This window comes from Pontibacter arcticus (assembly GCF_003284895.1).
GTDB classification, from domain to species: domain Bacteria; phylum Bacteroidota; class Bacteroidia; order Cytophagales; family Hymenobacteraceae; genus Pontibacter; species Pontibacter arcticus.
Genome location: NZ_QMDV01000002.1, coordinates 260,859 through 277,790, shown reverse-complemented (window position 1 = coordinate 277,790; position 16,932 = coordinate 260,859). Strand labels below are relative to the sequence as shown.

Genomic DNA, 16,932 nt, shown 5'->3' with positions numbered 1-16,932 from the left:
TGTTCATGAATGCATAGTTGTTGGTGAAAACACCAACAACGGCGGGTTTAGGCGCTATAATTGAAAACTTTAAAAAGCTTCATAGTAAAAATAGCCACTGCCCTTGTTAATTCGGACAGTGGCTATTTCTTTTTAAACTGATTTATACTTTAGAAGTAGGTCAGCAAGCTGAGTTTATACTTTTATTAGTTGGCTTTACTTTTCTCGATCGCATCGTACACTACCTGCAGCACTTTTGTTCTGGTGTTCAGTTGGCTCAGTTTGTTTACTTCTCTGGACGGATGCACGCGGTTAGACAAGAACACATACACCAGTTTGTTTACAGGATCAACCCAGGTATAAGTGCCCGTAAAACCAGAGTGGCCGTAACTTTCGATGGGTGCACTTTTAGCCGCATTCCCTTTTTCGGTACCGGGTTTTGATGCTCTGTCAAAGCCTAGGGCGCGGTGGTTTCCCTGTTCACAAAACGGACATCTACTGAACTCCGGCACTGTACCGGATTTAATAAACTGGTGTTTCCCGTAAGTGCCGTCCTGCAAGTATACCTGCATCAGTTTGGCTACATCATTTGCATTGCCAAACAAACCGGCATGGCCACTCACACCACCCAGCATCGCCGCGCCTTCGTCGTTTACAGTGCCGTGTAATAACTGCTTCCGGAAGGCTGTATCAAGTTCGGTTGGCACAATCTGGCTGAGGCTATACTTTTTATAAGGGTTAAACGTAAGGGTGGCAGCACCGAGCGGCTTGTAAAAATTCTCCTGTAAATAGGCTTCAAAACTTTGGCCAGTAATGTTCTCTACAACCAGCGGCGCAAGTATAAACGAGAGGTCGCTGTAGACATAACCTGGCTTTTCGTTTAGCGGCGATTCTTTTATCTGTTCGTAAATTTTAGCAGCATACTTGCGGTGCATGTATAAATTATTAGCCACTTTAACAGGAAAACGTCGCGATGAATCAGCCTTGAAGGTACGCCACTTAAAGCTTCCGTTTTTACGCACTGTTTCTTTCCAGAATGGTATCCAGGCCTGCAACTGCGCCTGGTGTGTTAAAATATCTTTATAAGTAAGGTTGGCCTTGTTGCTGCCTTCCATTGTGGGCAGGTACGTTCCCAGTGTTTTGTTTACATCAAATTTTCCTTCGCCGTTTAACTTCATAAAAGCAGCCATAGTAGCAGTTACTTTGGTTAGCGAAGCCAGGTCGTACACATCTGTATTTTTTACGGGTTGCTCCTTTGTATAGGTATGATAACCAAACGATTTGTTATAGATCACTTTCCCCTCTTTCGCAATCAATACCTGTGCGCCCGGGGTAGCTTGCTCCTGCATGGCCTGCGCTATCAACGAATCAATTCCGGCCATATCTTCCGACTTCAGGCCAACCGCTTCCGGGTAAGTATAAGCAAAACGCGTAGTGCTCTGGGTTTTCAAGCCATCTTCTACTTTAAAAGCGCTGGATACCGTTACCGGCAACTTCCCTTTCGCTGCAACGCCACCAAAAATAAGCTGTGCTGCCACATCCTGGGTTACAGGTGTTTCCTGATAAGCCGCCACTACCCCATCCGCTTTTTCAAGGGTTTCGATTTTTGCCAGGCTGTACACATTCCCGAACACGCTCACAATAGTTGGTTTGGATTGGATCAGGTCTTTCAGGAACAGGTTCATTTCGGCTGTGATGCCAAAGTTGCCGGAGCCGGCGCTCAGTTTAAGTTTGTGTACGCCTGCAATTACCAGGTTATACTTTTGCAGTTTTTCTTTCAGGGCAAGCAACTCCTGCATTGAACTGTTTGGTGCTAAAAAGAAGGTATCTACATTGGTATAGCGTGCCAACTCCTCCTGGAAATCTGTTCTCTGATTAGTGCCAATGGCCAGTGCTGCTACTCTTAAGGTATCCAGGTTCTGGAGTGGCAGGATGTTATTTTTGTTCCGAAGCAGCGTAAGCGAAGCCTCTACCAGTTGCTGGTTCAGGTACTGGGCGTAGGGGTTGTTCAGGTCTTTGATCAGGTTCTTGGTTTCGATGGGCTGTACTTTATCTAAGCCTACCCACTGTTTGGCTGCTAGTAATTTGCGGCAGCGCGCATCAATTTCTTCCTGGGTAATTTCTTTGTTTTGGATGGCTTTTTTGATTTCCTCGATAGTTTTTTTGACATCCATGGTATTCAGGAGCACGTCGTTTCCGGCCAGCAATGCTTTTACATCTACCACGCCCGGCGGGTAAAATTTCGCTACGCCCTGCATGTTCAGGGCATCCGTAAACACCAGGCCTTTAAAACCCATTTCTTTTTTCAGGAGATCGGTTACGATTGGTTTGGATAGCGTGGAAGCCAGGTTCACAGTCGTATCCAAAACCGGTATATTCATGTGCGCCACCATCATACTTCCCAACCCGTTTTTCATCAGCTCCCGGAACGGGTACAGCTCCACCGAATCCAGGCGAATGCGCGAGAAATTTATGAGCGGTAGGCCATAGTGCGAATCTACGTTGGTATCGCCGTGTCCCGGAAAGTGTTTGGCATTGGCCAGTACGCGCTGGTCCTGCATGCCTTTCATGTAAGCCATGGATTTGCGTGTAACATTATACTTGTCTTCGCCGAAAGAGCGGAAACCGATCACCGGGTTATTCGCATTGTTGTTGATATCGACGGCAGGTGCAAAATTTACATGAATACCCAACCGGCGGCTCTGGCGACCAATTTCGGCACCCATTTCATAGATTAGCTGTTCATTCTCAATTCCGCCCAAACTCATCTGGTAAGGGAAACGCACCGTGCTATCAAGGCGCATGATCAAGCCCCACTCCGCATCAATCGAAACCATAAGCGGCACTTTACTTTCCTGCTGGTAACGGTTCGTCATTTTTGCCTGCCGCACCGGCCCACCTTGGAAAAAGATCAACCCACCAACTTTATACTTTGAGATCAGGCTGCTGATGGAATCGATATGTGCCTGGTCGCGGTTAGAATATACCGGAATCATGATCAGTTGCGCGATCCGCTCGTCCGGCGTCAGCGAATTAAAAACAGAATCCACCCACTTCGAATTACATCCTAAATAGGCAGGATCGGTCAAGGGATTAAAGGCAGCTGGTTTAGCTTTTTCAATTGGCTTTTTATACTTGCTTTTTTTGGTTTGGCTATGCGCCTGCGTGAAGCTCAGCAAACAGATCAGAAGTATAAAAACAGAAAGTGGGGAATACTTTTTCAAAATCACAGAGAATAGATAAGGGTAATGATCTGCTGCAATTTAAGTTAAAAACGGCAAAATTTATTGTTTTGAGTTAAGTAGATTGGATAATAGATTAAGTGATGTAACGCCGGTTCCAACCACCCCCAGCCCCTCCTTATCCAAGGTGGGGAGTCTGATGTTGCCTTAGTGAAGTATAAGTTTTATAGTAACAGTTATTCAGTTTTAATTCGCGCTTCTAATTAAGAGTAAAATTAGAACTCCCCCCTGTTTTGGGGGTAGGGGCCCTCGATAATGGGGAGGGCTGGGGTGGGGTAAACCCCCGCCTTAGAAAAGGAGGGGTCGGGGGTGGTTGGATTTCAGTATTGCATGAAATTGATATAAACAATCTCAAAAAGGAAAACTGATCTTACCCATTTGTACAGCAGGCATTTGCTTGTTGGAGTTTTCGAAAGTAGCTGCCTCCCCTGCCAGGGTTTCGTTGGCTAGCGTTGCAAATAAAACAGCTTCTTTGGCGTCTGGGAGAATGCCCAGTTCAGCTGTTGTCCTGATTTGTACGCCCGGTAGAAGCTCCTCTAAATTCTGAAGTAACAAGGGGTTGTGCATGCCGCCCCCACTGATAAATAATTCAGCGTTGCCGTTGGCTATACTTTGCTTAATAGCATTAGCTATACTAATGGCAGTAAACCTGTTAAGCGATGACAACACATCTTCTGCAGCCAGTTGTTCCTGAGCGGATTGCTGCAAGGCAGACTTCAGATAATCAAGATTAAACAGCTCCGGACCGGTTGTTTTCGGAAAATCAAGCTGAAAGAAAGTTTGGTTTAGCAGTGCTTCCACTAAGGCTTGGTTATACTTTCCTGATAAAGCAATCTGGGCATCGGCATCATAAAACTTCCCCGGAAACTGCTGCTGCACATACGCATCCATCAGGGTATTGCCCGGGCCAATATCCGTCGAAAACATACGTGCCACATCTAAGCTGCCAGGCAGAAAAGTGAAGTTGGAAATGCCCCCAATATTAAGCAACACCCGGTCTTTGCCTTGCTCCGCGAAAAGTATAAAATCGCCGTAGCCAGCTAACGGCGCACCTTCACCACCAGCCGCTACATGTTTCTGCCGGAAATCGCTGAGTGTTAATATACCGGTATTTACAGCCAGGTGGTCGCCGTCTCCGATCTGCAGCGTTGCGTTGGGCATACCTGGCAGTTGGTGTTGCGAAGCCGGTGCGTGGTAAATAGTCTGGCCGTGGCTGGCTATGGCATCTATTTCCTGCGGCTCCATTCCCCACTCCTGCAAACACGCCAGTACCAGTTCGGCGTGGTAGTTCCCGATAAACGCATTCAGGATACAGACCTGCTCCAGATCAACCTGCTTTTTAGAAAAAACGGCTTTCACCTGTGCCCTGAACTCAGGCGTATACGGCTTGGTTATAAAGTGTTTTACCTCAACTTTGGTATTGGTTCCACTTCCTGTAAAAGCGCACAAAGCCACATCCAGCCCATCCAGCGACGTGCCCGACATCAGCCCGATGATATACTTTGTTTCTTTTCGGATGACCTGAAAAAGGCGCGAAAAATTACGATTCATACTTCAGAGTGATTTACCCTGCAAGTATACGCATTCCTAAAGAATGGATTGCACGGTGTTTTACTGCACCTTCTTTTTAACCGCGAACTTTGCCAGTTCTTCATCCAGTTTCTGGTTCCAGCGGTGTTGCGCTGCCTGGTCCAGGCCGTTGCGGGTTTCGGCGTCGTACTGGTCCTGCATGCGGTTCATTTCTTTATAGGATTCCAGGAATTTATACTGCATCTGGCTGTTGTAATCGGCTATGGTGAGGCTATCGGGGTGCAGCGTTTGTTTGAAGCGTTCGGTCACTAGTTTGGTGATATCGAAGTGGCGTTGCTCGTGGTTCAGGCTGTAAGCATCTCTGGAAGTTTCGCGCACCCAACTCGAACTGCGAAGCACGTATACTTTCAGGAGCAGGTCAATTTCCACCATTGCGTTTTTCACGTTTGTATTTCCCTCGTAAGCAAAACTCGTGAAAACAGCGGCGCCATAGTTGCTCGGTTTGGAAGGCGCACCTAGGAAATCCTGCCAGGTTAACAGTTTTTCTGAAGTATAAAAAACGGTATCTTCTTCTGCCGCATTATAATCTTTAAACCTGATTTTGAGCCCTTTTGCCAGCAATTCGTTTTTATTGGCTTCGCGGTTTATCCAGGCATTAAAATAGACCAACCCATTCTCCAGGCTTTTTCGAAGCACAGGCTCCACAACTCCAAAATCTGAAATGGGCCGGTCGTAGGTTGCGCCGCTTGTGTATTCTACCAGTTGTAGCGTTTCGTCCTCACGTTGCAGGTCAAAGGCTATTTTAACAGCCAGCTTCCCTTCAATGCGTCCGGTTTGCGTTGGTTTTTCTGTTATTTTATACTCTTTAATGCGGAGCGAAACCGGTCGCAATTTTGCATTGCGCTGCAAGTTTTGCTGCAGATGGGCTTTCATAGCAACTAATCCGCCACCTTTCAGATCAACTGGTTTTGGTTTCCCACTGGTTGCATCCAGCAAATACGCGACAGCTTTTTTATCGGTTCGCTCGTCTGTAACGGTTGCCACATAAAACTCAGTGGGTTTAAATGGAAATGGCTCCGCTTTTAGGGTAATTGCTTCGGGAACAGGCTTCAGCATAGCCGCGGAAAGTATAAACAGTGGGATCAAAAGTATAAACTTGCTTTTCAGAACAAAGCGCCACACTTTATTATAGGTTAATGTATTGCTAAACTTATCTGGATTCATGGGATGGAATTGCAAAGCCTGATCATTTTGACTGGCCTGCACTACAAACATCCTAGTTAAAATTTAGGTTCTTACCAGTTCGCAGAAAGTGCCTGCCAGTTGCAAGCCGAGGCATCCAGTATAATATGAATAACCAAACCTAATCCGGCTAAACGGCTGCGCGGATATATGGCCAGCGCCACGTAAACCGGAATCAGCCAGTAACTGTGCAGCAAATGGAAACCGACGCTGCACCTGCCCGGGTCAAGTATAGGAGTTGCAAATAAATGGTCTATATCAATCACAATGCCGCCCAGCATGTTTAAAGCCGAACTACTGAAATGTTTCCGGTAGAAGATGGCTGCCACCAACACGGGCACTGCCACGTGCAAAAACATATGGAACGCAAAGGCGGGGGTTATCATGCAGGTTTTAAAGTATAGCCAGAATAAACTGTACTTCAAAAAGCTGGTGTAGGTTGGAAGAAGTATAAACAAAACAGAAAAGCCGCCTGCAAAAAATGCGTTGCAGGCGGCTTTTAAATTAAATTTATACTTTGGTTTAACTCTTTCCGGTATGTTCCAGCACGATCTGGCGCAGCCATTTCAGCATCGAAAGTATAACCAGCGCAGCCAGCAATGAGCCTATACAGTTTACCACGAAGAACCAGGCTTTATGATCGTATTGGTCCCACATCCCAGCCAGCACACCCGATAGTTTGTTACCGATGGAAGTAGCCAGGAACCAGCCACCCATCATCAGGGCGGTCAGGCGCGGCGGACTTAATTTGGAAACCAGCGAAAGGCCCATCGGGCTCAGGAACAGCTCCCCTATCGTAATAACAGCGTAAGAACCTACCAGCCACATCGCAGAACTTTTCTCGGCTCCGTTCATGCCCGCAAACACAGCGCCCACCATTACCAGCGTAGACATAGCCGTGATTACAAGGCCCCACATAATTTTAGCTGGTGTAGACGGCTCTTTTCCGCGCCTCCTCAGAAACGTAAAAAACCATACGACCAACGGTGTTAAAAGTATAACGAAGAACGGGTTGATGGACTGGAAAAGCTCGGTTGAGATAAGTGAAAGCGAACTGCCTTCTTGAGGCCATTCCGACTCAGGTAAGTTGTTGTAGTAAGGTGCGATGCCTTCTTTGGTGATCACTTTACCTGCGGCATCTGTTTGCGCCCGGAACATATTATCGTAAGCCGGAACAGTGCTTTCAGAAAGATCCAGATTCTGCACCATGCCAATGGCACCAGCCGGACCAGCCAGCGGAGCCGCCATTTCGCGGTCGGTATAATACTCGGCCCAGGTTGTAAGTGCTGTTCCGTTCTGCTTGAAGATTGCCCAGAAAACAACCACTACCGCAAAAATGGAAAGTAACGCAGCAATAGGTCTTTTATCTTCAGCAGAAGCTTTTACCCACAACGAAACATAGAAAATGATGATCGGAACAGCGCCAATAATAAAGGCATCCGTAGAATCGGACCCAAAGATATTGCCCGGAATAAGTACCCAGCCTAGTACGCCGGCAATTGCAGCCGGAAGTATAACAATACTGAAAATACGGCTCAACGGCATATCGTTCGCTGCTACAGCCTTGCGCACATCAGCATCTTTGTAGTGCTTATTACCCATCCAGAAGATGATCACACCCAGTAACATACCAACACCGGCAGCTGCAAATGCGAAGCCCCAGCCATAGTTGTTTCGCAGGTACGAGGCTATAAACGGGGCAATGAAAGCACCCACGTTAATGCCCATATAAAAGATATTATAACCGGTATCTTTCTGTGCCTCGAATTCAGGTTTAGAATATAAATTACCTAACAGCGTAGAAATGTTTGGCTTGAAAAAGCCGTTGCCAATAATGATCAAACCCAGCGAGGCAATCATGATTGTTTCTCCGGGAATGGCCAGGCCGATGTAACCAACGGCCATCAGAATGCCTCCTAATGAGATAGACAGGCGGTAGCCCAGTACACGATCGGCAAGGAGACCGCCTACAAACGGGGTTAAGTATACCAGCGCGATAAATGTTCCGAAAATATCAGAGGCTTCTTCTTTCGATACGCCTAGCCCGCCATTCTGGGCATCGATCATGTACAGGAAAAAGATGGCCAGCATTAGGTAGAAGCCGAACCGCTCCCACATTTCTGAAAAAAAGAGGTAATACAATCCTTTCGGATGTTTGGTAGTAGTGTCTGCCATAAAGGTAACCAGCGTAGTTTAAACCCTCAAAGTAGGCAGTTTTTAGCAGACCACAAAAGAGAGATTTATAGCTCGCTGGATTGATGGAAGTTAGCTATAGCCTTTACATTATTAAACCACGTCAAAGTATGATTGCATATATTAATTGTAGTATTAACTTGTAACTTTATGACTGCCTATACTTCATTAATTTACTAAGATGATCTTCCTACAAAATGCGGATAAGCCTATGTGTACGTAAAAACAGTAAATACTCTTATTTAGCAATGAAGCATATACAATTAATAATAGTATGTACTGCCCTTATGCTGGGGTGCAAATCTGTAAAAATAACAGAGGGTAAGGAGTACCAGATGAATGATTATGTTGCAATCAGCCAGCAATTTTCAAGTATGGAGACTCCGTATGTAATCGACTTAAAGAAGGGAAATAAAAGATTGGTGTTTATCGGGTGTAGTCATACCCGTGATACAACTTCTAGCGAATTCACCATAATTGAAAAGTATTTTAATGACCTTCAACCTCAGGTTACCTTCAATGAAGGAGGACAAATACCTGCAGCAATAAGTTTTCAATCCAGAAATGATGCGATTACCAGGAAAGGTGAAACCGGACTACTCAAATATTTATCTGATAAGGCCAGTATTCAGATGCTGAATGGAGACATTTCAGATAGCCTTGAGTTTGCCCTTACGCTTAAAGAACATCCCAGAGACGACCTTTTTCTCTACTATATGATGGAAAGGTTTGTAGTACCCTACCTGAATAATGCCTATGGTAATAAACCTTTCGAGGAACTGTATAGCCAAGTGATGGAAGCCTGGTTTATTAAGCCTGGCTTTCCGTTGAGTGAGGATGAGAAGAGAATTACTTATTTCAAACAGCTGTATCAAAAGAAAATAGGCCGTCCCTTTGTGCTGGAAGTTAATGAAGATAATTTTGAGAAGTTCGATTACATAAACGGCGGAGATTGCAAATTCTGTGCTATTGGGCGAACATCTAAAAAGGTTAGAGATATAGCGCTCCTGGAAAAGATTGATAAAGCTTTTGATCGCTATGACCGGGTGATGGTAACGTTTGGCCACGGACATGCATTGGCGATAGAACCAGCACTTAAGCAAATCTTAGAAAAGACAGAAAATAAATAAGTATAACAAGCCCTATAGTGCATAAACGTACCATATAAGAGACAATAACAACTACTTTCATACTACCCCTCCATCCAATATGCTCCGCAAAATATACTTCTTACTTATACTTCTCATTACTTCCTGCGCACCTGCAAAGCAAACTGCACCACCTGCCCTCATCACCTGGCAGGATATTGCAGCCATGCCTACGCCGGCTTACGATGCACAGATCAAGTATGGAACGGAGGCTTCGCAGTTTGGGGAGTTGCGCTTACCAGCTGGTAAAGGTAAGTTTCCGGTGGTTGTGGTGGTGCACGGTGGTTGCTGGCTTTCGGCGTATAATCTACAATACATGTCGCATGTAAGCGAGGCGCTGCGCAAAGCCGGATATGCCACCTGGAACATCGAGTTCAGGCGTGTTGGCGAAACAGGCGGCGGCTGGCCGGGCACGTTTCAGGACGTAGCCGCAGGTACGGATTATTTGCGCGAACTGGCTAAAAAATATCCCCTGGATTTAGATCGTGTTGCTGTGATCGGCCATTCTGCCGGCGGCCATCTGGCGCTTTGGCTGGCAGCCCGAACCAACCTCAAACAAAGCTCTCCTTTGTATAGTGCTGATCCGTTGCCTATTAATGGCGTGGTAACCCTGGCTGGCATCACCGATCTTAAAACCTACAGCGAAGCCGAAGGAAGCTGCAATTCCGCCGTAGAAAAACTGATAGGCGGTAGCGCCACCCAGTTCCCGGAGCGGTACGCCGAAGCATCCCCTATCGAGCTGCTACCGCTTCAAACACCTGTACGGCTGGTGCAGGGCGCCAAAGACCCAATCGTACCTGTCAGTCAGGCAGAATCCTTTGCTACCAAAGCCGGAAACAGTGCAGAAGTTATACTTCTGGACCAGGCCGGCCACTTCGAGCTGGTCGCACCGCAATCCGAAGGTTGGCCTAAAATTAAAAAGGCACTTGATAAGCTTTTGAACTAGCAGGTTTTTAGAAATTTATACTTTGCTTTCGTCCGGCTTTTCAAAAAAAATTTGCCCTTGCTGCGTGTTTTCACCAGCAAGAGCAAGCAGGCTAAAGTATAACTGTCGGTGAAAACAACAACGGCAGGTTTGGTCAGGGAGAATCAGCAACGGTTCAAAAACTAAAGTATAAATCAAAAAACTTTCTAACTTTTTAACTTCCAAACTTTCTGACTTTCCTAAACCTCTCACAATCTGACTCTTATTTGTATAGAAAAGAAATATTAAAAAAATATCATAATTTTGGTTCTGTAAATTATGAACTAACGGAACAAACCCGTAGCTTTGCAGTGTTGATCAGATATGTATAAGCAAAAAACCATGCTACTAAGCGAAAAACAATTAAGCCTGATAGAGCAGATCGGCATCTATCACGAAAGTAATGGCATGCAGCCGGCCCCGGCCCGCATCATGGGTTTGCTGATGGTAGCTGATAGCGCTGAACTGACCTTCGATGAAATTACGGAGGCTTTAAATATAAGTAAAAGTGCTACCAGCAATGCTATTAACCTGTTGCTGCAAACTAACTTAATCGAGTATACAACCTTTTCAGGCGACCGGAAACGCTATTTTAAGCTTAAAATATCCAGCTGGCGCGAAGGCTTTACCCGCAAGATAGATGACCTTACAGGTTTTGCTGTGCTTCTGAGACAGGTGAGCGAAATAAGAAAAAGAGAAAACTCATCCAGTAACGAGGATCTTAAAGATTGTATCGGTTTTCTAGATTTTTTACACAAAAAATTACCCTTCATATTAGAAGAATGGGATAATAGAAAAGCATAATTTTTTAACTAATTAGTTCATTTATTTCAGAACTAACCACTTAAGTATAAACTATAAAAACTATAACAGTGAAAATTAAATATTTTTTAGCAGGGCTTGCTTCCTTATTTCTTTTTGAACCTGTGCTGGCGCAAGATCAGCTTCAGAAGAAAGAACTCAGCCTAAAAGAAGCTGTTACTTATGCACTTGAGCATAATGAGCAAATGCAAAAGGCATCGTTAGACGAGCTTAATTCAAAGTATCAGATAAACGAGGCGCGAGCTGCCGGCTTACCTCAGATTGATATTAAAGGTACTGCGGTTAAAGCTATTGAAAAAACCATGATTGCCTTGCCAGCTGATTTTAACCCGGAGCAAAATGGTAAACCTCTGATCAGGCCGGTGGGTACGGATTACAACATGCAGGCTGGTTTATCTGTATCGCAATTATTATTCAGCCAGTCATACTTTGTAGGTTTAAAAGCAGCCAAAAGCGCAGCAGATTTTTACCGCATCCGCACAGAAATGACCATAGAAGATGTGGTTTATAATGTAGGGAGCGCTTATTACCAGGTTTTACAAACAAACGAGCAGTTTAACAGCATTGATGCTAACCTGAGAAGGCTTGTTCAGTTAGAGAAAATTCTGACACTGCAGTACGAAAACGACCTAGCTAAGAAAGTAGATGTAAACCGCATTAAGGTAAACCGCATTAACCTGGAGAATCAAAAGAAGAGCCTGCAAACTGCTTATGAGCAGCAACAGAACATTCTGAAGTTCTTTATGGGCATGCCGCTAGAGCAACCATTAACACTTGTTGGCACTGCCGAAGATAACTTACTGACTGCTCAGCCTGTGTTGGTTACTGCAGAAGAAGCAGCTGCAAAACGTGCTCAGTTTAAGATTCTCAACAAACAAAAAGAGTTGAAATCTTATGAAATGGACAATGTTAAATCAGGATATTATCCTTCGCTTTCTGCTTTTGGTAATTACAATTACCAATCTCAATACGACCAGAAGTTATTTAACCCGGATGCAATGTGGTTTCCAAACTCTCAGGTAGGCTTGCAGCTTAACATTCCTGTTTTTGATGGTTTGCGCAAAAAATCACTGGTACAGCAGCGCCAGATAGACCTTAGAAAGCTTGATGTGGATATTCAGCAGTTTAATAGAAACACCAAAGTAGAACTCAACAACGCCATTAGCCAGTTAGGCAACAGCCAGAGTTCTATTCAGGCACAGGAAGAAAATGTGAAGCTGGCCCAGGAAGTATATGATACAACCAACAGCTTGTATAAAGAAGGTTTATCTCCGCTAACGGATCTGCTTACGGCAGAAACTGCACTGCGCGAAGCACAAACCAACCTTAATAATGAAAGACTGAAGTATCAGATAGCTCAATTAAACTTCCTGAAGGCTTCCGGCGAATTAACTACACTTACCAAATAAAAAAACACAAAACACATAAAATGAAAAAGCTGATTTATATCGTACTTGTTGTCGTTGTTTTAGTTGCCATAGGCTTTAAGCTGATGAGCAACAAAGAGGATATGGCCGCAAATGCAGCAGTTGCTGAAATTAAAAGTGATGCTATTCCGGTAGCTGTTACAGAAGTAAAAACTGCCAAACTGGATAAGTCTTTCACGGCGCAGGGTAACTTCGCTCCTATCCAGAGCTTAACGTTAATGTCGGAAACGACCGGCCAGGTACAGCGTGTATTAAAGCGCAAAGGCGACAGAGTAAAAGCGGGCGAACTGTTATTACAAGTTGAAAGCAACACCATGGCCGCTGACCTTGCTACCGCGCAGACTAACGCTGAGAAAGCAAAGCGTGACCTGCAGCGTTTCGAGAACCTGGCTGCCGGCGATGCCATTACACAACGCCAACTGGAAGATGCGCGCTTAGCCGCAAAATCTACACAGGCACAATTAGTTGCTGCTCGCCAGCGCGTAACCAAGACCCGCATCACAGCCCCTATCAGCGGTGAAATAAACGAGATCTACGTGGAAGTGGGTTCATACTTAGGTATGGCAACTAAACTGTATGATATCGTGAACGTGGATAAACTGAAGTTAAAAGTAAAAGCATCTGAAAGCGAAGTATTGCTGATCAGTAAAGGTGATAAAGTAAAAGTGAAGGCAGATGCCGGCAATGGCCAGGAGTATGAAGGTACGGTTACAGCCATTGCAGCGCAGGCCGACCCAACCCTGAAGTTTGATGTGGAGATTGAAGTGAAAAACGCAGCCGACAATAACCTGAGAGCTGGTATGTATGGCACGGCTTCTTTCGAAGCTGAAGAGCAGCGCGATGCCCTTTTATTACCACGCGAAGCAATTGTCGGAAGTATCCAGAACCCAAGTGTATTTGTAGTGCAGGATGGCAAAGCCGTAACGCGTAAAGTGAAAGTTGGTGTGGTTACACAAGACCAGGTAGAGATACTGGATGGTGTGAAGGCAGGCGACCAGATCGTACGCAGCGGACAGATCAACCTGCGTGAAGGCATCAAAGTATCGGTGCTGAAATAACTTAAATAGTTCTTTAAACAGAAGCTAAGAAATGAACATAACCAAATTATCTATACAGCGCTCGTCCCTGGTGGTGGTGGTTTTTACCGTCCTCACACTGCTTGGGATTGTCAGCTACCAATCGCTGAACTACGAGCTCTTACCGAAGTTTAACCCTCCGGTATTAACTATCAGTACGATCTACCCGGGCGCTTCGCCAAACGAAGTTGAAAACTCTGTAACCAAGGAAATAGAAGAAGCCCTGGCTTCGCTTGAGAACGTGAAAGAGATGAAAAGTACATCCCTTGAAAGTTTCTCGATGATCGTGATCAACCTGAACCAGGGTACCGATGTAGACCTTGCCCTGCAGGATGCCCAGCGTAAGATCAACGTCGTGCTGGCTAACCTGCCTGAAGATGCAGATGCTCCTACCCTGAACAAATTTGACCTCGACGATTTACCTATCATCAAGATGGGTGCTACTGCCAACATGTCCCCGACTGAGTTCTATGACCTGATCGATAAAAAGATCAAACCGGAACTGTCGCGCATACAAGGTATGGCTGCCATTAAAATTCTGGGTGGCCAGGAACGAGAGATCAAAGTAAACATCGATGCCAACAAACTGGAAGCTTACAATTTATCTATACTGCAGGTACAGCAGAAGATCCGTAACTCTAACCTCGATTTCCCGACTGGTAAAATAAAGCAGGAAAGTGGCCAGACGCAGATCCGTTTAGCGGGTAAGTATGCGTCTCTGGACCAACTGCGCAACCTGATCGTGCGCGAAGACATGAATGGTGTTGTGCGCCTTTCTGATGTGGCCGAAGTACAGGATACGCAGAAAGACATCGAAGTACTGAACCGCATCAATGGCAAAGCTTCTGTGGGTATTACCATTCAGAAACAGTCTGATGCCAACGCAGTAGAAGTAAGCCGTTTAACGAAAGAAGCACTTGCCAGATTAGAAACAACCTATGCTGCCGAAGGCTTAACCTTTAACCTGGCCAGCGACTCTTCTGACTTTACACTGGAAGCTGCTGACTCGGTAATACACGACTTGGTTATTGCGGTTATACTTGTGGCGATCGTAATGTTATTGTTCCTCCACTCGTTCCGAAACGCGGTTATTGTAATGATCTCGATTCCGGCCTCGTTGGTGGCAACATTTATCGCCATGTACCTGCTTGGCTATTCTCTTAACCTGATGTCGTTACTGGCGCTTTCGTTAGTAGTTGGTATTCTGGTAGATGATGCCATTGTGGTAATTGAAAACATTCACCGCCACATGGAGATGGGTAAAAAACCTGCACAGGCTGCGTACGATGGTATCCGTGAAATTATGGCCACTGTAACTTCGATCACGTTGGTAATTGTGGTTGTATTTATTCCGATCGCTTTATCGTCAGGTCTGGTGTCCGATATCCTGCGTCAGTTTGCAGTTGTGGTAGCCGTAGCAACCATGATCTCCCTGTTTGTTGCCTTTACCCTGATTCCGTTGCTTGCCAGCCGTTTCTCGCGCTTAGAGCACATCTCTGATAAGAACATCTTCGGAAGATTTATACTTTCGTTCGAGCGTTTCCTGGATAGAATAATTGATGGGTTTACAGCTGCGCTGAAGTGGGCCTTTAACCATAAGTTTATAACGCTGGCGGTAACTATATTAATGCTGGTTGCTTCGTTTGCGCTGGTGCCCTTTGGCTTTATCGGTTCAGAATTTATACCTGCCGGCGACCGTGGTGAAGTGAGTTTACAACTGGAGTTGCCTAAGAATGCAACCGTAGAACAAACAAACTTTGCAACCCGCCAGGTAGAAGAATACCTGAAGACTATACCTGAAGTAGCGAAGGTCTTTACCACTGTTGGTACCACTTCTTCGGCGCAGGCCGGCCAGAACACCGCTTACAAAGCCGATGTTTCGGTAACCTTAGTTGATGTAAAAGAGCGTACGTTCAGTACAAACCAGTTTAGCCGCCAGGCAAAAGCCGATATCGAAAGCAGAATTCCGGATGTGGAAGTAACGCCGATCCCGGTTGGTTTGGTTGGTAACTCGCAGGCTCCGATTCAGATCATTATTTCAGGCTCCAGCCTGGATAGTGTGATGGCTTTCTCGCAGCAGGTTATGCAGATTGCTGAAGGCGTACAAGGTACCGCAGACGTTGAAACTTCGGTGGAAGGCGGTAACCCGGAAATTGAAGTGGTAGTGGATCGTGATAAGATGGCAAACGTAGGCCTGTCGCTGGAAAGTGTAGGTGCCAGTATGCAGCTTGCCTTCAGTGGTAACTCGGATGTTACGTTCCGTTCCGGTACGGAAGATTATGACATCAACATCCGTTTGGATGAGTTCGACCGTCGTAGCGTGAATGATATCGGAAACCTGTCTTTTGTAAACAACATGGGGCAGATCGTACGCCTGGCGCAGTTTGCAGATATCCGTCAGTCTACTGGCCCATCGCAGCTGGAGCGTTACAATCGTATTACTTCGGTTAACGTGAACTCACAGGTAATTGGCCGTCCGTCTGGTTCGGTTGGTGCCGATATCCAGGCAAAACTTGCTGAGATCGAGATACCGAAAGGTGTGAGTGTAGAGTTTGGTGGTGACCTGAAAAACCAGAGCGAAGGTTTTGGTACGCTGGGTGTTGCCTTGCTTGCTTCCATCATCTTTGTATACCTGATCATGGTGGCCCTGTACGACTCATACGTATATCCGCTGGTAGTATTGTTCTCTATTCCGTTGGCGATTATTGGTGCCTTGCTTGCCCTGGCATTAGCTTCCCAATCTCTGAGTATCTTCTCTATCCTGGGTATCATCATGATGATTGGTCTGGTAGCGAAGAATGCGATTATGGTGGTTGACTTTACAAACAAGCTGAAAGACGAAGGCGTGGAAGTAAAAGAAGCCCTGATAGAAGCTGTTCGTATCCGTTTCCGTCCGATTCTGATGACGACACTGGCGATGGTGATTGGTATGTTACCGATTGCATTGGCAGGTGGTTCGGTAGCAGCTACCAAAAACGGTCTGGCCTGGGCACTGATCGGTGGTCTGAGCTCTTCGATGTTCCTTACCCTGATCGTGGTTCCGATTATCTACTACGGCTTCGACCGTATACTTGCCAAGTTTGGTATGGATAAGAAAACTGTGATCGAGTTGGAAGATAAAACACTCGAAGAACTGGAACACGAAACCAAGATGCTGGAAGATAAAAAGATGTCGCACGAGTTCGCGCACTAAGTATAAATTCCTGTTTTATAAGAAGCGAGTGCCGCAACTTAACCGTTGCGGCACTCGCTTTTTTTATATGCACTAAATCTCAAGTATAAGATTACTAAACAGTCTTTTGATCTGAA

General features: G+C 45.5%; 12 protein-coding genes. 6 read left to right on the top strand and 6 right to left on the bottom strand.

The window, feature by feature from the left end; all coding sequences use genetic code 11:
• Positions 1-185: 185 nt before the first annotated feature.
• The 5 genes from DP923_RS06395 to DP923_RS06375 form a co-directional block, all read right to left on the bottom strand.
• Positions 186-3,203 carry a glycoside hydrolase family 3 N-terminal domain-containing protein gene (locus DP923_RS06395; RefSeq protein ID WP_317047271.1) on the bottom strand — a complete coding sequence of 1,006 codons (3,018 nt, stop codon included), beginning with the start codon at positions 3,201-3,203 and terminating at the stop codon, positions 186-188.
• Positions 3,204-3,572: 369 nt separating this feature from the next.
• Positions 3,573-4,772, bottom strand: coding sequence for an anhydro-N-acetylmuramic acid kinase (locus tag DP923_RS06390; RefSeq protein WP_112305024.1), 1,200 nt, complete (start codon positions 4,770-4,772; stop codon positions 3,573-3,575).
• A 60-nt stretch (positions 4,773-4,832) separates the two neighbouring features.
• Entirely contained in the window at positions 4,833-5,975 is a 1,143-nt protein-coding gene (locus tag DP923_RS06385) for a hypothetical protein (protein ID WP_239020954.1), read from the bottom strand.
• Between the two features lie 71 nt (positions 5,976-6,046).
• A complete protein-coding gene (locus DP923_RS06380; RefSeq protein WP_112305023.1) occupies positions 6,047-6,379 on the bottom strand; it encodes a DUF6122 family protein in 333 nt (110 codons plus the stop codon).
• 136 nt (positions 6,380-6,515) lie between these two features.
• A complete protein-coding gene (locus tag DP923_RS06375; RefSeq protein WP_112305022.1) occupies positions 6,516-8,168 on the bottom strand; it encodes a peptide MFS transporter in 1,653 nt (550 codons plus the stop codon).
• A 266-nt stretch (positions 8,169-8,434) separates the two neighbouring features.
• Between DP923_RS06375 and DP923_RS06370 the strand changes: the two genes are divergently transcribed.
• Together DP923_RS06370 and DP923_RS06365 are read left to right on the top strand one after the other, a co-directional pair.
• Positions 8,435-9,316, top strand: coding sequence for a hypothetical protein (locus DP923_RS06370; protein ID WP_112305021.1), 882 nt, complete (start codon positions 8,435-8,437; stop codon positions 9,314-9,316).
• 79 nt (positions 9,317-9,395) lie between these two features.
• Positions 9,396-10,280, top strand: coding sequence for an alpha/beta hydrolase (locus DP923_RS06365; protein ID WP_239020953.1), 885 nt, complete (start codon positions 9,396-9,398; stop codon positions 10,278-10,280).
• 15 nt (positions 10,281-10,295) lie between these two features.
• Here DP923_RS06365 and DP923_RS06360 read toward each other — a convergent pair whose 3' ends face one another.
• Positions 10,296-10,511, bottom strand: a complete 216-nt coding sequence (locus tag DP923_RS06360) for a hypothetical protein (RefSeq protein WP_112305020.1) — start codon at positions 10,509-10,511, stop codon at positions 10,296-10,298.
• A gap of 129 nt (positions 10,512-10,640) precedes the next feature.
• On the opposite strand from DP923_RS06360, the gene DP923_RS06355 reads away from it, so the two are divergent.
• From DP923_RS06355 to DP923_RS06340, 4 genes are all read left to right on the top strand, one after another.
• Complete coding sequence (locus DP923_RS06355) at positions 10,641-11,102, top strand: GbsR/MarR family transcriptional regulator (RefSeq protein WP_112305019.1); 462 nt, start codon at positions 10,641-10,643, stop codon at positions 11,100-11,102.
• A gap of 68 nt (positions 11,103-11,170) precedes the next feature.
• The gene (locus DP923_RS06350) at positions 11,171-12,529 is read left to right on the top strand and encodes a TolC family protein (RefSeq protein ID WP_239020952.1); all 1,359 of its coding nucleotides are present in this window, start codon (positions 11,171-11,173) and stop codon (positions 12,527-12,529) included.
• Between the two features lie 20 nt (positions 12,530-12,549).
• Positions 12,550-13,605 carry an efflux RND transporter periplasmic adaptor subunit gene (locus tag DP923_RS06345; RefSeq protein ID WP_112305018.1) on the top strand — a complete coding sequence of 352 codons (1,056 nt, stop codon included), beginning with the start codon at positions 12,550-12,552 and terminating at the stop codon, positions 13,603-13,605.
• A 31-nt stretch (positions 13,606-13,636) separates the two neighbouring features.
• Positions 13,637-16,816 carry an efflux RND transporter permease subunit gene (locus DP923_RS06340; protein WP_112305017.1) on the top strand — a complete coding sequence of 1,060 codons (3,180 nt, stop codon included), beginning with the start codon at positions 13,637-13,639 and terminating at the stop codon, positions 16,814-16,816.
• Positions 16,817-16,932 lie beyond the last annotated feature (116 nt).

Bases quoted from the DNA above. Each gene is read 5' to 3' on its own strand.
- DP923_RS06390 (WP_112305024.1), bottom strand. From the start codon at position 4,772: ATGAATCGTAATTTTTCGCGCCTTTTTCAGGTCATCCGAAAAGAAACA.
- DP923_RS06385 (WP_239020954.1), bottom strand. From the start codon at position 5,975: ATGAATCCAGATAAGTTTAGCAATACATTAACCTATAATAAAGTGTGG.
- DP923_RS06380 (WP_112305023.1), bottom strand. From the start codon at position 6,379: ATGATAACCCCCGCCTTTGCGTTCCATATGTTTTTGCACGTGGCAGTG.
- DP923_RS06375 (WP_112305022.1), bottom strand. From the start codon at position 8,168: ATGGCAGACACTACTACCAAACATCCGAAAGGATTGTATTACCTCTTT.
- DP923_RS06370 (WP_112305021.1), top strand. From the start codon at position 8,435: ATGAAGCATATACAATTAATAATAGTATGTACTGCCCTTATGCTGGGG.
- DP923_RS06365 (WP_239020953.1), top strand. From the start codon at position 9,396: ATGCTCCGCAAAATATACTTCTTACTTATACTTCTCATTACTTCCTGC.
- DP923_RS06355 (WP_112305019.1), top strand. From the start codon at position 10,641: ATGCTACTAAGCGAAAAACAATTAAGCCTGATAGAGCAGATCGGCATC.
- DP923_RS06345 (WP_112305018.1), top strand. From the start codon at position 12,550: ATGAAAAAGCTGATTTATATCGTACTTGTTGTCGTTGTTTTAGTTGCC.
- DP923_RS06340 (WP_112305017.1), top strand. From the start codon at position 13,637: ATGAACATAACCAAATTATCTATACAGCGCTCGTCCCTGGTGGTGGTG.